General features: G+C 61.7%; 12 protein-coding genes. All 12 read left to right on the top strand.

What is annotated here, in order from left to right:
* The first annotated feature begins 1 nt into the window (after position 1).
* The 12 genes from LOY69_RS27310 (at position 2) to trpC (ending at position 12,268) form a co-directional block, all read left to right on the top strand.
* Positions 2 to 631 carry a response regulator transcription factor gene (locus LOY69_RS27310; RefSeq protein ID WP_102861913.1) on the top strand — a complete coding sequence of 210 codons (630 nt, stop codon included), beginning with the start codon at positions 2 to 4 and terminating at the stop codon, positions 629 to 631.
* A gap of 261 nt (positions 632 to 892) precedes the next feature.
* Complete coding sequence (locus LOY69_RS27305) at positions 893 to 2,017, top strand: ABC transporter ATP-binding protein (RefSeq protein WP_102861912.1); 1,125 nt, start codon at positions 893 to 895, stop codon at positions 2,015 to 2,017.
* A 43-nt stretch (positions 2,018 to 2,060) separates the two neighbouring features.
* Positions 2,061 to 3,122: an ABC transporter substrate-binding protein gene (locus LOY69_RS27300; protein WP_102881034.1), complete on the top strand. Its 1,062-nt coding sequence runs from the start codon at positions 2,061 to 2,063 to the stop codon at positions 3,120 to 3,122.
* Between the two features lie 143 nt (positions 3,123 to 3,265).
* Complete coding sequence (locus LOY69_RS27295) at positions 3,266 to 4,513, top strand: ABC transporter permease (protein ID WP_265073849.1); 1,248 nt, start codon at positions 3,266 to 3,268, stop codon at positions 4,511 to 4,513.
* Between the two features lie 13 nt (positions 4,514 to 4,526).
* Positions 4,527 to 5,351, top strand: a complete 825-nt coding sequence (locus LOY69_RS27290; RefSeq protein WP_102861909.1) for an ABC transporter permease — start codon at positions 4,527 to 4,529, stop codon at positions 5,349 to 5,351.
* A 141-nt stretch (positions 5,352 to 5,492) separates the two neighbouring features.
* Positions 5,493 to 6,641, top strand: coding sequence for an iron-containing alcohol dehydrogenase (locus LOY69_RS27285; protein WP_123389768.1), 1,149 nt, complete (start codon positions 5,493 to 5,495; stop codon positions 6,639 to 6,641).
* Positions 6,642 to 6,721: 80 nt separating this feature from the next.
* Positions 6,722 to 7,396: a ribulose-phosphate 3-epimerase gene (gene rpe, locus LOY69_RS27280; RefSeq protein ID WP_265073848.1), complete on the top strand. Its 675-nt coding sequence runs from the start codon at positions 6,722 to 6,724 to the stop codon at positions 7,394 to 7,396.
* Positions 7,393 to 8,211: a phosphoglycolate phosphatase gene (locus tag LOY69_RS27275; protein ID WP_265073847.1), complete on the top strand. Its 819-nt coding sequence runs from the start codon at positions 7,393 to 7,395 to the stop codon at positions 8,209 to 8,211. The genes rpe and LOY69_RS27275 overlap by 4 nt, the downstream gene beginning before the upstream one ends.
* A gap of 71 nt (positions 8,212 to 8,282) precedes the next feature.
* Positions 8,283 to 9,770, top strand: coding sequence for an anthranilate synthase component I (trpE, locus tag LOY69_RS27270; protein WP_110594496.1), 1,488 nt, complete (start codon positions 8,283 to 8,285; stop codon positions 9,768 to 9,770).
* 12 nt (positions 9,771 to 9,782) lie between these two features.
* Positions 9,783 to 10,376, top strand: a complete 594-nt coding sequence (locus LOY69_RS27265; protein ID WP_102881031.1) for an aminodeoxychorismate/anthranilate synthase component II — start codon at positions 9,783 to 9,785, stop codon at positions 10,374 to 10,376.
* Between the two features lie 9 nt (positions 10,377 to 10,385).
* A complete protein-coding gene (gene trpD, locus LOY69_RS27260) occupies positions 10,386 to 11,435 on the top strand; it encodes an anthranilate phosphoribosyltransferase (RefSeq protein ID WP_102881030.1) in 1,050 nt (349 codons plus the stop codon).
* Entirely contained in the window at positions 11,432 to 12,268 is an 837-nt protein-coding gene (trpC, locus tag LOY69_RS27255; protein ID WP_102881029.1) for an indole-3-glycerol phosphate synthase TrpC, read from the top strand. The genes trpD and trpC overlap by 4 nt, the downstream gene beginning before the upstream one ends.
* Positions 12,269 to 12,300 lie beyond the last annotated feature (32 nt).

Genomic DNA, 12,300 nt, shown 5'->3' with positions numbered 1-12,300 from the left:
CGTGATCCGTGTACTGGTAGCCGAAGACCACACCATTGTCCGCGAAGGCATCAAGCAGCTGATCGGCCTGGCCAAGGACCTGCTGGTGGTGGGCGAGGCGAGCAACGGTGAACAGCTGTTGGAAACCCTGCGCCAGGTGCCCTGTGAAGTGGTGCTGCTGGATATCTCCATGCCCGGGGTAAACGGCCTGGAAGCCATTCCACGGATTCGGGCCCTGAACAATCCCCCGGCGATCCTGGTGCTGTCGATGCATGACGAGGCGCAGATGGCGGCGCGTGCGCTGAAGATCGGCGCTGCCGGCTACGCCACCAAGGACAGCGATCCGTCGCTGTTGCTGACGGCCATCCGCAAGGTGGCGTCCGGTGGGCGTTACATCGACCCGGACCTGGCGGACCGTATGGTCTTCGAGGTCGGCCTGACCGATGCCCGGCCCTTGCATTCGCTGCTTTCCGAGCGCGAGTTCTCGGTCTTCGAACGCCTGGCCCAGGGTGCCAACGTCAATGACATTGCTCAGCAACTGGCCCTGAGCAGCAAGACCATCAGCACCCACAAGGCGCGGCTGATGCAGAAGCTCAATATCACCTCCCTGGCGGAACTGGTGAAATACGCCATGGAGCACAAGCTGCTCTGACGTCATCTGCAGTGCTCTCTCCACCTCCCGGGGAGGGCACTTATCCATTTGCGACATCCCCGCTTTCGGCCTTCTGCCGTTTCTTGCTGCTTGTAGCTTGCCGCTGGTCTCTGCCCTTATCCAATCCCGCCATCCTTGTAGGGCAATCCCTACACGCAACCTTCCAGGCGGCTGAGGCGAATCTCTCCTGCGCCCCGATTTGCGCGGCCTGTGGCCTCCACTAGGCTTGTTCCACAGCCGTCTAAAACAAAAGGTGTGGGTATGAGCGAGGTTGATTCAAGCGCTGGGGCCAACGATGTTCTGGTCAGCTTTCGTGGTGTGCAGAAAAGCTACGACGGTGAAAACCTGATCGTCAAAGACCTCAACCTGGATATTCGCAAAGGCGAGTTCCTCACCCTGCTGGGGCCGTCCGGGTCCGGCAAGACCACCAGCCTGATGATGCTGGCCGGTTTCGAGACCCCAACCGCCGGTGAGATCCAGCTGGCCGGGCGCTCCATCAACAATGTACCGCCGCACAAGCGCGACATCGGCATGGTGTTCCAGAACTACGCCCTGTTTCCGCACATGACCGTGGCCGAGAACCTGGGCTTTCCGCTGTCGGTGCGCGGCCTCAGCAAGACCGACATCAGTGAACGGGTTAAACGGGTGCTGAGCATGGTTCAGCTCGATGCCTTCGCCCAGCGTTATCCGGCGCAATTGTCCGGTGGCCAGCAGCAGCGTGTGGCCCTGGCCCGTGCCCTGGTGTTCGAGCCGCAGTTGGTGCTGATGGACGAACCCCTCGGGGCTCTGGACAAGCAACTGCGTGAACACATGCAGATGGAAATCAAGCATCTGCACCAGCGCCTGGGTGTGACCGTGGTCTACGTGACTCACGACCAGGGCGAGGCCCTGACCATGTCCGATCGGGTGGCGGTGTTCCATCAGGGCGAAATCCAGCAGATTGCCCCGCCGCGCACCCTTTACGAAGAGCCCAAGAACACCTTCGTCGCCAACTTCATTGGCGAGAACAACCGTCTCAACGGTCGGCTCCACAGCCATACCGGCGAGCGTTGCGTGGTGGAGCTGGGGCGTGGCGAAAAAGTCGAGGCGCTGGCGGTGAACGTCGGCCAGGTCGGCGGCCCGGTGACCCTTTCCATCCGTCCGGAGCGCGTGAGTCTTAACGGCTCCAGCGAACGCTGCGTCAACCGCTTCTCCGGGAGGGTGGCGGAATTCATCTATCTGGGCGACCACGTCCGGGTGCGCCTGGAAGTCTGCGGCAAGAGCGACTTCTTCGTGAAACAACCGATTGCCGAGCTCGATCCTGCGCTGGCGGTGGGCGACGTGGTGCCGCTTGGCTGGCAAGTCGAGCACGTTCGCGCGCTTGACCCGCTTCTAGAGGCGAATTGATCGCCCCCCTGCAACACCAACCTGCACGTGGAGAACACAATAAATGTTGAGATCCCTGAAATTCACCGCCCCCCTCAGCGCTATCGCTGTGGCACTGGGCATGCTGGGTGCGGCACACGCCATGGCGGCGGGTCCCGACCTGACCGTAGTGTCCTTTGGTGGAGCGAACAAGGCGGCTCAGGTCAAAGCCTTCTACGCGCCTTGGGAAGCCGCAGGCCATGGCAAGATCGTCGCTGGCGAGTACAACGGCGAGATGGCCAAGATCAAGGCCATGGTCGACACCAAGAGCGTGTCCTGGGACCTGGTAGAGGTCGAGTCCCCTGAATTGTCCCGCGGTTGCGACGAGGATATGTTCGAGCAACTGGACCCGGCCCTGTTCGGCAAGAGCGAAGACTACGTCAAGGGTGCCATCCAGCCTTGCGGCGTGGGCTTCTTCGTCTGGTCCACGGTGCTGGCCTACAACGCTGACAAACTCAAAGCACCACCAGGCAGCTGGGCCGATTTCTGGGACACCAAGCAGTTCCCGGGCAAGCGCGGTCTGCGCAAGGGCGCCAAATACACCCTGGAGTTTGCCCTGATGGCCGACGGCGTCGCGCCCAAGGATGTCTATAAAGTCCTGGCTGGCAAGGACGGCCAGGATCGCGCCTTCAAGAAACTCGATGAGCTCAAGCCCTACATTCAGTGGTGGGAAGCCGGCGCCCAGCCGCCGCAGTACCTGGCTTCCGGCGACGTGGTCATGAGTTCGGCCTACAACGGCCGGATCGCCGCGGTGCAGAAGGAAAGCAACCTGAAAGTGGTGTGGAACGGCGGCATCTACGACTTCGATGCCTGGGCCATTCCCAAAGGCCTGGACAAGGATCGCGCTGAAGCCGCGAAGAAGTTCATCGCCTACTCGGTACAGCCGCAGCAGCAGAAAACCTATTCGGAAAACATTGCTTACGGCCCAGCCAACATCCAGGCCGTGCCGCTGCTGGCCAAGGACATTCTCAAGGACATGCCCACTACCCCGGAAAACATCGCCAACCAGGTGCAGATCGACGTCAGCTTCTGGGCTGACAACGGTGAGCAACTGGAGCAGCGCTTCAACGCCTGGGCAGCCAAGTAACCACCCCGCTGTTGTAGGAGCGAGCTTGCTCGCGAAGGCGTGATCGGCACCACCACCGGTGTCGCCTGATGCGCCTTGTTCGCGGGCAAGCCCGCTCCTACCCCGGTGGTTTGTATTCGAAAGTTCGATTCGCGGAGTTTGTCATGACCATCACCGTTCCCTTGAACGCGGTCACCGGCCCGACCTTGAAGCAGCGGCTGGCCCGTGCCGAGCGGGTCAACCGCTGGAAGGCACAGGCCTTGATCGCGCCTCTGGTGCTGTTTCTGCTGCTGGTGTTCCTGGTACCGATTGTGGCGCTGCTGTACAAGAGCGTCGGCAACCCGGAAGTGGTCGGGGGCATGCCGCGCACTGTCGCGGCCGTGAGTGCCTGGGATGGTCGTGGCCTGCCCGCCGAAGCGGCCTACAAGGCCTTGAGCGAAGACCTGTTCGAAGCCCGCAAGAATCAAACCTTGGGCGATCTGTCCAAGCGCCTGAACATGGAGTTGGCCGGCTATCGCAGCCTGTTGACCAAGACCGCTCGTGCCTTGCCGTTCAAGGCCGAGCCCGAATCCTATAAAGAATCCATGGAGAGTCTGGACGAGCGCTGGGGTGACCCGGCCTACTGGCAGGCGATCCGGCGCAACACCAGCAGCCTGACGCCCTATTATCTGCTGGCGGCGGTGGACCATCGCATCGATGACCTGGGAGAACTGGCCCCGGCCACCCCGGATCAGTCCATCTATCTGGACATCTTTGCCCGGACCTTCTGGATGGGCCTGGTGATCACCGCGATCTGCCTGGCGCTGGCCTATCCCCTGGCTTACCTGCTGGCCAACCTGCCGGCGCGCAAAAGCAATCTGCTGATGATCCTGGTGCTGCTGCCGTTCTGGACGTCGATCCTGGTGCGGGTAGCGGCGTGGATCGTGCTGCTGCAGTCCGGCGGCTTGATCAACAGTGCGCTGCTGGCCATGGGGGTGATCGATAAGCCGCTGGAGTTGGTGTTCAACCGCACCGGGGTCTACATCTCCATGGTGCATATCCTGCTGCCGTTCATGATCCTGCCGATCTACAGCGTGATGAAGGGCATCTCGCCCACTTACATGCGTGCAGCGATTTCCCTGGGCTGCCATCCATTCGCCAGCTTCTGGCGGGTGTATTTGCCGCAGACCTACGCCGGGGTCGGCGCCGGCTGTCTGCTGGTGTTCATCCTGGCCATCGGCTACTACATCACTCCGGCGCTGCTGGGCAGCCCGAACGACCAGATGGTCAGCTACTTCGTCGCCTTCTACACCAACACCAGTATCAACTGGGGCATGGCTACGGCCCTGGGCGGCCTGTTGTTGCTGGCGACCATCGTGCTCTATCTGATTTACAGCTGGCTGGTGGGCGCCAGTCGCCTACGCCTGAGCTAAGGAGAGAATCGAAATGCTGAGCCCCTACATGTCGCCCGTTGAACGGGTCTGGTTCTACAGCTTGCGGATTCTCTGCGGCTTGATCCTGTTGTTCCTGGTATTGCCGGTGCTGGTGATCATCCCGCTGTCGTTCAACTCCGGGAGCTTTCTGGTGTATCCGCTGCAGGGCTTCTCGCTGCACTGGTACCAGGACTTCTTCGCTTCCGCCGAATGGATGCGAGCCCTGAAGAACAGCATCATTGTCGCCCCGGCCGCCACCTTGCTGGCGATGGTCTTCGGCACCCTGGCGGCGATCGGCCTGACCCGTGGCGACTTCCCCGGCAAGGCGCTGGTGATGGCCCTGGTGATTTCGCCGATGGTGGTGCCGGTGGTGATCATCGGCGTTGCCAGCTATCTGTTCTTTGCCCCGCTGGGCATGGGCAACAGTTTCTTCTCGCTGATCGTCGTGCATGCGGTGCTGGGGGTGCCCTTCGTGATCATCACCGTGTCGGCGACCCTGCAAGGCTTCAACCACAACCTGGTGCGGGCTGCAGCCAGCCTCGGCGCCTCGCCATTGACCACCTTTCGCCGGGTGACCTTGCCCCTGATCGCGCCTGGGGTCATCAGTGGTGCGCTGTTCGCCTTCGCCACCTCGTTCGACGAAGTGGTGGTGACCCTATTCCTGGCCGGCCCCGAGCAAGCGACGTTGCCACGGCAGATGTTCAGCGGTATCCGCGAAAACCTCAGCCCGACCATCGCCGCCGCCGCCACGCTGCTGATCGCCTTCTCGGTGATCCTGCTGCTGACTCTGGAATGGCTGCGTGGGCGCAGTGAGAAGTTGCGCACCGCTCAGGTGTGAGGTCCTTCGCCTTCCTGACGGGTGTTGCCAGGCGCGGCACCGGTCAGGGAGAGAAGGGAATTCGTCTGCTGAATAGGCGACAATCGACAATCCGCGACTACGCTTGTGCCGGCTCCTACCTTTATATAAGAGGCTGCGCACATGAGTATTTCCTCTTTCAAGATCGCCCATAAACTGCTCACCGGCAGCACCGCCATCGAACAGCTGGCCGCCGAGCTGACCCGACTGGATGTGGATAACCCGCTGATTGTCACCGATGTCGCGTTGCTCAAGTCGGGCACGGTGGAACTGGCGCTGGCACACCTGGGTGAGCGCAGTTATGAGATTTTCGACCGGGTGCAGCCCGACCCGGAGATCGCCATTGTCGAAGACTGCATGCAGGTCTACCGCGAGGGCGGGCATGACGGCCTGATCGGCCTTGGGGGCGGCAGCGCCATCGATATCGCCAAGAGTGTCGCGGCTTATGCGGGCTACCATGGCGCCCTGGAGGATCTGTTCGGCGTTGATCAGGTGCCGCGCAAGGGACCACCGTTGATCGCCATTCCCACTACGGCCGGCACTGGCTCGGAAGTGACCAACGTGGCCATCCTGTCGGACAAGGTCGCGCTGTTGAAGAAAGGCATTGTCAGTGATTACCTGCTGCCGGACGTGGCCCTGGTCAGTCCACAGATGACCTTGACCTGTCCCCGCAGCGTCACGGCCGCCAGTGGTGTCGATGCCCTGGTTCACGCTGTCGAGTCCTACCTGTCCCTCAACGCCTCATCCATCACCGACTCCCTGGCCATTGGTGCGATCAAACTGATCGTCAAGGCGTTGCCCAAGGCTTATGCCAATCCGGCCAACCTGCAAGCCAGGGAGGACATGGCCACCGCCAGCCTGATGGCCGGCATGGCCTTCGGTAATGCCGGGGTCGGGGCGGTGCATGCCCTGGCCTATCCGCTGGGTGGACGTTTTCATGTGTCCCATGGCGTCGGTAATGCCTTGCTGCTGCCCTATGTCATGACCTGGAACAAGATGGCCTGCGTTGAGCGTATGCAGGATATCGCCGAAGCCATGGGGGTCCAGACGGCGCATTTGAGTGCCAGCGAGGCCGCTGATCGGGCCGTGGAGGCAATGACTGCGTTGTGCGCTGCGGTGGAAATCCCCAGCGGCTTGCGCAGCTTTGGCGTGCCGGAGGAGGCCATCCCCGCCATGGCGTTGGAGGCCGCGGGTATCGAGCGCCTGATGCGCAACAATCCGCGCAAACTGAGTCCTGCCGATATCGAGAAGATCTATCGCGCGGCTTACTGAAGAACGCGGTTACGGTGTGCGCTCCAAAGCATGAGGTATACAATGCGCGCCATCGTGATTCTGCTCAAAAAAGGTGCGTCATGCAGCCCTTCGCTATTGCTCCGTCGATTCTCTCTGCCGACTTCGCCCGTCTGGGTGAGGAAGTGGACAATGTCCTGGCCGCAGGTGCCGACATCGTCCACTTCGATGTCATGGACAACCACTATGTGCCGAACCTGACCATCGGCCCGATGGTCTGTTCTGCACTGCGCAAGTATGGGATCACCGCGTCGATCGATGCGCACCTGATGGTGACCCCGGTGGATCGCATCATCGGTGACTTCATCGAGGCAGGCGCGACCTACATCACCTTTCACCCCGAAGCCACGCTGCATGTGGACCGTTCCCTGCAAATGATCCGCGAGGGCGGCTGCAAGGCCGGCCTGGTGTTCAACCCGGCGACCCCGCTGGACGTGCTCAAGTATGTGATGGACAAGGTCGACATGGTCCTGCTGATGAGCGTCAACCCGGGCTTTGGCGGGCAGAAGTTCATTCCTGGGACCCTCGACAAGCTGCGTGAGGCACGGGCCTTGATCGACGCTTCCGGTCGCGATATCCGCCTGGAGATCGACGGTGGGGTGAACGTCGGCAACATCCGTGAAATCGCCGCCGCAGGCGCCGACACCTTTGTTGCTGGTTCGGCCATCTTCAACGCGCCGAACTATCAGGAAGTCATTGAGAAAATGCGCGCCGAACTGGCGCTGGCTCGGCCATGAGCGCATTTGAGCAGCTGTTCTCGGGGCGTTTGCCGCGACTGGTGATGTTCGACCTGGATGGCACCCTGGTCGATTCGGTGCCGGACCTCGCGGCCGCCGTGGATCAAATGCTGCTCAAGCTGGGGCGCAAGCCCGCGGGTATCGAGGCGGTGCGCGAGTGGGTCGGCAACGGTGCGCCGACGCTGGTGCGCCGGGCCCTGGCCAACAGCCTGGATGCCCAGGGCGTCGACGATGTCGAGGCGGAGCACGCTCTTGAGTTGTTCAACACCGCGTACGAGGACAGCCACGAGCTGACTGTGGTCTATCCCGGTGTGCGCGAAACCCTCAAGTGGCTGCACAAGCAGGGCGTGGAAATGGCCCTGATCACCAACAAGCCCGAGCGTTTCGTCGCGCCATTGCTGGATCAGATGAAGATCGGCCGGTATTTCCGCTGGATCATCGGCGGCGACACCCTGCCGCAAAAGAAACCTGACCCGGCGGCACTGTTCTTCGTGATGAAGATGGCCAGCGTACCGGCGTCGCAGTCGCTGTTCGTCGGCGACTCGCGCAGCGATGTGCTGGCGGCCAAGGCGGCGGGGGTCAAGTGCGTGGCGCTGAGCTACGGCTATAACCACGGCCGGCCGATTGCCGAGGAGTCGCCGGCGCTGGTGATCGACAACTTGCGGGCGCTGATCCCCGGTTGCTTAGAACCAGCCGCTGAGATAACGTTGCCCGACGCTGTTCCATCCCCTTCTGGAAATTCCATCGTGGTGGTCACTCGCAAACTCTGGATGAAAGTCATCAAGGCCTTGGCCCGTTGGCGTTGGCGCGCCTGATTTTTGTCTGGCCGGCCCTGCCGGCACGTTTGCATACCTGACTGTTAGACCCTCAAGCCACGAGGCACCCCATGATTCGCGAAGAATTCCTGCGTTTGGCCGCAGCCGGTTACAACCGTATCCCGCTGGCCTGCGAAACCCTTGCCGACTTCGACACGCCGCTGTCGATCTACCTGAAACTGGCCGATCAGCCCAACTCCTACTTGCTGGAGTCGGTGCAGGGCGGTGAGAAGTGGGGGCGCTATTCGATCATCGGCTTGCCGTGCCGCACCGTATTGCGCGTGCATGGGCACCAGGTCAGCGTGAGCCATGACGGTGTCGAGATCGAGAGCCATGAAGTGGCTGATCCGCTGGCTTTCGTCGAGGAATTCAAAGCCCGTTACAACGTGCCGACCATCGCCGGCCTGCCGCGCTTCAACGGTGGGCTGGTGGGGTATTTCGGTTATGACTGCGTGCGTTATGTCGAGCCGCGCCTGGGCCAGTGCCCGAATCCTGACCCGATCGGTGTGCCGGATATCCTGCTGATGGTCTCCGATGCGGTGGTTGTGTTCGACAACCTGGCGGGCAAGATGCACGCCATCGTGCTGGCCGACCCCAGCCAGGACAACGCCTTCGAGGCCGGGCAAGCGCGCTTGCAGGAGTTGCTTGCGCAACTGCGCCAGCCGATCACGCCGCGTCCCGGGCTGGATTTCAGCAAGCAGCAGGCGGCCGATCCGGTATTCCGCTCCAGCTTCACCCAGGCGGACTATGAGCGAGCCGTGGACACCATCAAGGAGTACATCCTGGCCGGTGACTGCATGCAGGTGGTGCCGTCCCAGCGCATGTCGATTGACTTCAATGCTGCGCCCATCGATCTGTACCGGGCGCTGCGCTGCTTCAACCCGACTCCCTATATGTACTTCTTCAACTTCGGCGACTTTCATGTAGTGGGCAGTTCGCCGGAAGTGCTGGTGCGGGTCGAGGACAACCTGATTACCGTGCGGCCGATTGCCGGCACCCGTCCGCGGGGCGCTACCGAGGAAGCCGATCTGGCCCTGGAACAGGACCTGCTGTCGGATGCCAAGGAAATCGCCGAGCACCTGATGCTGATCGATCTGGGGCGCAACGACACCGGTCGCGTATCCGAAATTGGCTCGGTGAAGCTCACCGAGAAGATGGTGATCGAGCGTTATTCCAATGTGATGCACATCGTCTCCAACGTCACCGGTCAACTGAAAGCCGGGCTGACGGCGATGGACGCTCTGCGGGCGATCCTGCCGGCGGGGACGTTGTCCGGGGCGCCGAAGATTCGCGCCATGGAAATCATCGACGAGCTGGAGCCGGTCAAGCGTGGGGTCTACGGCGGCGCCGTGGGTTACTTCGCCTGGAACGGCAACATGGATACCGCCATTGCCATTCGCACGGCGGTGATCAAGAACGGTGAGCTGCATGTACAGGCCGGTGGCGGGATTGTCGCCGACTCAGTGCCGACCCTGGAGTGGGAAGAGACGCTGAACAAGCGTCGCGCAATGTTCCGTGCCGTGGCGCTGGCAGAACAAACCCCCGCATCCAAGGTTTGAGGAGTTTCCATAATGTTGCTGATGATCGATAACTACGACTCCTTCACCTACAACGTCGTCCAGTATCTGGGCGAGTTGGGTGCCGAAGTGAAAGTGGTACGCAATGACGAGCTGACCGTGGCTGAAATCGAAGCCCTCAAGCCCGAGCGTATCGTGGTCTCGCCTGGCCCTTGCACGCCGACCGAGGCCGGTGTCTCCATCGAGGCGATCAAGCATTTCGCCGGCAAGCTGCCGATTCTGGGCGTGTGCCTGGGCCACCAGTCCATCGGCCAGGCATTTGGCGGCCAAGTGGTGCGAGCCCGGCAAGTGATGCACGGCAAGACCAGCCCGGTGTTTCACCGTGACCTGGGGGTGTTCAACGGCTTGAACATGCCGCTGACCGTGACCCGTTACCACTCGCTGGTGGTCAAGCATGAGAGCCTGCCCGAGTGCCTTGAAGTCACGGCTTGGACCCAGTTGGAAGACGGCTCCGTCGACGAAATCATGGGGCTGCGCCACAAGACGCTGAATATCGAAGGGGTGCAATTTCACCCCGAGTCTATCCTCACCGAGCAGGGCCACGAGCTGTTCGCCAACTTCCTCAAACAGAGCGGCGGCACGCGCTAAGGACTTTTCATGGATATCAAGACTGCCCTGAGCCGTATTGTCGGCCATCTGGACCTGAGCACCGATGAGATGCGCGATGTCATGCGCGAGATCATGACCGGCCAATGCACCGATGCGCAGATTGGCGCCTTCATGATGGCCATGCGCATGAAAAGCGAAAGCATCGACGAGATCGTCGGCGCGGTATCGGTGATGCGTGAACTGGCTGACACGGTCGAACTGAAAACCCTCGACGGTGTGGTGGATGTGGTCGGCACCGGCGGTGACGGTGCGAACATTTTCAACGTTTCTACAGCGTCTTCCTTTGTTGTTGCCGCTGCCGGCTGCACCGTCGCCAAGCATGGTAACCGTGCGGTATCCGGCAAGAGCGGCAGCGCCGATCTGTTGGAGGCGGCCGGGATCTACCTGAACCTGACGCCAGTCCAGGTCGCGCGCTGCATCGACAACGTCGGCATCGGCTTCATGTTTGCCCAGTCTCATCACGGCGCTATGAAATATGCCGCCGGCCCGCGCCGTGACCTCGGCCTGCGCACCCTGTTCAACATGCTTGGCCCGCTTACGAATCCGGCCGGCGTGAAACATCAGGTGGTGGGGGTATTTACTCAGGCCTTGTGCCGGCCATTGGCCGAGGTTTTGCAGCGTCTGGGCAGCAAACATGTGCTGGTGGTGCATTCCCAGGATGGCCTGGACGAGTTCAGCCTGGCGGCGCCGACCTATGTTGCCGAGCTGAAGAATGACCAGATCACCGAGTACTGGGTACAGCCCGAGGACTTGGGCATGAAGAGCCAGAGTCTGTTTGGCTTGGTGGTGGAGAGCCCGGCGGCGTCCCTTGAGCTGATCCGCGATGCCCTGGGACGACGCAAGACCGAGCACGGCCAGAAGGCCGCCGAGATGATTGTGCTCAATGCCGGTGCGGCGCTGTATGCCGCGGATCATGCCAGCAGCTTGAGAGAGGGCGTGGCCCTGGCGCACGATGCCTTGCACACCGGCTTGGCCCGGGAAAAGCTCGAGGAGCTGGGCGCCTTTACCGCGGTGTTCAAGCAGGAGAATGAAGGATGAGTGTGCCGACAGTTCTGGAAAAAATCCTCGCCCGCAAGGTTGAGGAAGTTGCCGAGCGCAGCGCTCGCGTCAGTCTGGCCGAGCTGGAGAGCCTGGCGCGGGCAGCCGATGCGCCGCGGGGTTTCGCCAGGGCGCTGCAGGAGCAGGTCAAGCTCAAGCAGCCGGCGGTGATTGCCGAGATCAAGAAAGCTTCGCCGAGCAAAGGCGTGATCCGCGAGAATTTCGTGCCGGCAGAGATCGCCAAGAGCTACGAGAAGGGCGGTGCCACTTGCCTGTCGGTGTTGACTGACGTCGATTACTTCCAGGGGGCCGATGCCTACCTGCAGCAGGCCCGCGCGGCCTGCAAACTGCCGGTGATCCGCAAGGATTTCATGATCGATCCCTACCAGATCGTCGAAGCCCGTGCCCTCGGTGCCGACTGTGTGCTGCTGATTGTCGCTGCGCTGGACGACCAGCGGATGGCCGAGTTGGCGGCGGTGGCCAAGGGCGTCGGTCTGGATGTGCTGGTGGAAGTGCACGACGGCGACGAGTTGGAGCGGGCGCTGAAGACCCTCGACACACCGTTGGTTGGGATCAACAACCGCAATCTGCATACCTTCGAAGTCGACCTGGAAACCACTCTCGACCTGCTGCCGCGGATTCCTCGCGATCGCCTGGTGATTACCGAGAGCGGCATTCTCAACCGTGCCGATGTCGAGCTGATGGAAATCAGTGATGTCTATTCGTTCCTGGTGGGCGAGGCATTCATGCGCGCCGAGAGCCCGGGCAGCGAGTTGCAACGCTTGTTCTTCCCCGAGCGCGGCGTGCCGGTCAGCGGTTCGACCCTGGACTGAACCTGAAACAATGAATAAGCCGGCGATGCCGG

It is taken from the genome of Pseudomonas sp. B21-059 (genome assembly GCF_026016285.1).
Classification (GTDB): domain Bacteria; phylum Pseudomonadota; class Gammaproteobacteria; order Pseudomonadales; family Pseudomonadaceae; genus Aquipseudomonas; species Aquipseudomonas danubii.
Note: the sequence above shows the minus strand (reverse complement) of the source record. Positions and strands in the feature narration are given on the sequence as shown.

Excerpts from the sequence above, each read along its gene's own strand:
- LOY69_RS27305 (WP_102861912.1), top strand. The coding sequence starts at position 893 with ATGAGCGAGGTTGATTCAAGCGCTGGGGCCAACGATGTTCTGGTCAGC.
- LOY69_RS27300 (WP_102881034.1), top strand. The coding sequence starts at position 2,061 with ATGTTGAGATCCCTGAAATTCACCGCCCCCCTCAGCGCTATCGCTGTG.
- LOY69_RS27295 (WP_265073849.1), top strand. The coding sequence starts at position 3,266 with ATGACCATCACCGTTCCCTTGAACGCGGTCACCGGCCCGACCTTGAAG.
- LOY69_RS27290 (WP_102861909.1), top strand. The coding sequence starts at position 4,527 with ATGCTGAGCCCCTACATGTCGCCCGTTGAACGGGTCTGGTTCTACAGC.
- LOY69_RS27285 (WP_123389768.1), top strand. The coding sequence starts at position 5,493 with ATGAGTATTTCCTCTTTCAAGATCGCCCATAAACTGCTCACCGGCAGC.
- rpe (WP_265073848.1), top strand. The coding sequence starts at position 6,722 with ATGCAGCCCTTCGCTATTGCTCCGTCGATTCTCTCTGCCGACTTCGCC.
- LOY69_RS27275 (WP_265073847.1), top strand. The coding sequence starts at position 7,393 with ATGAGCGCATTTGAGCAGCTGTTCTCGGGGCGTTTGCCGCGACTGGTG.
- trpE (WP_110594496.1), top strand. The coding sequence starts at position 8,283 with ATGATTCGCGAAGAATTCCTGCGTTTGGCCGCAGCCGGTTACAACCGT.
- LOY69_RS27265 (WP_102881031.1), top strand. The coding sequence starts at position 9,783 with ATGTTGCTGATGATCGATAACTACGACTCCTTCACCTACAACGTCGTC.
- trpD (WP_102881030.1), top strand. The coding sequence starts at position 10,386 with ATGGATATCAAGACTGCCCTGAGCCGTATTGTCGGCCATCTGGACCTG.
- trpC (WP_102881029.1), top strand. The coding sequence starts at position 11,432 with ATGAGTGTGCCGACAGTTCTGGAAAAAATCCTCGCCCGCAAGGTTGAG.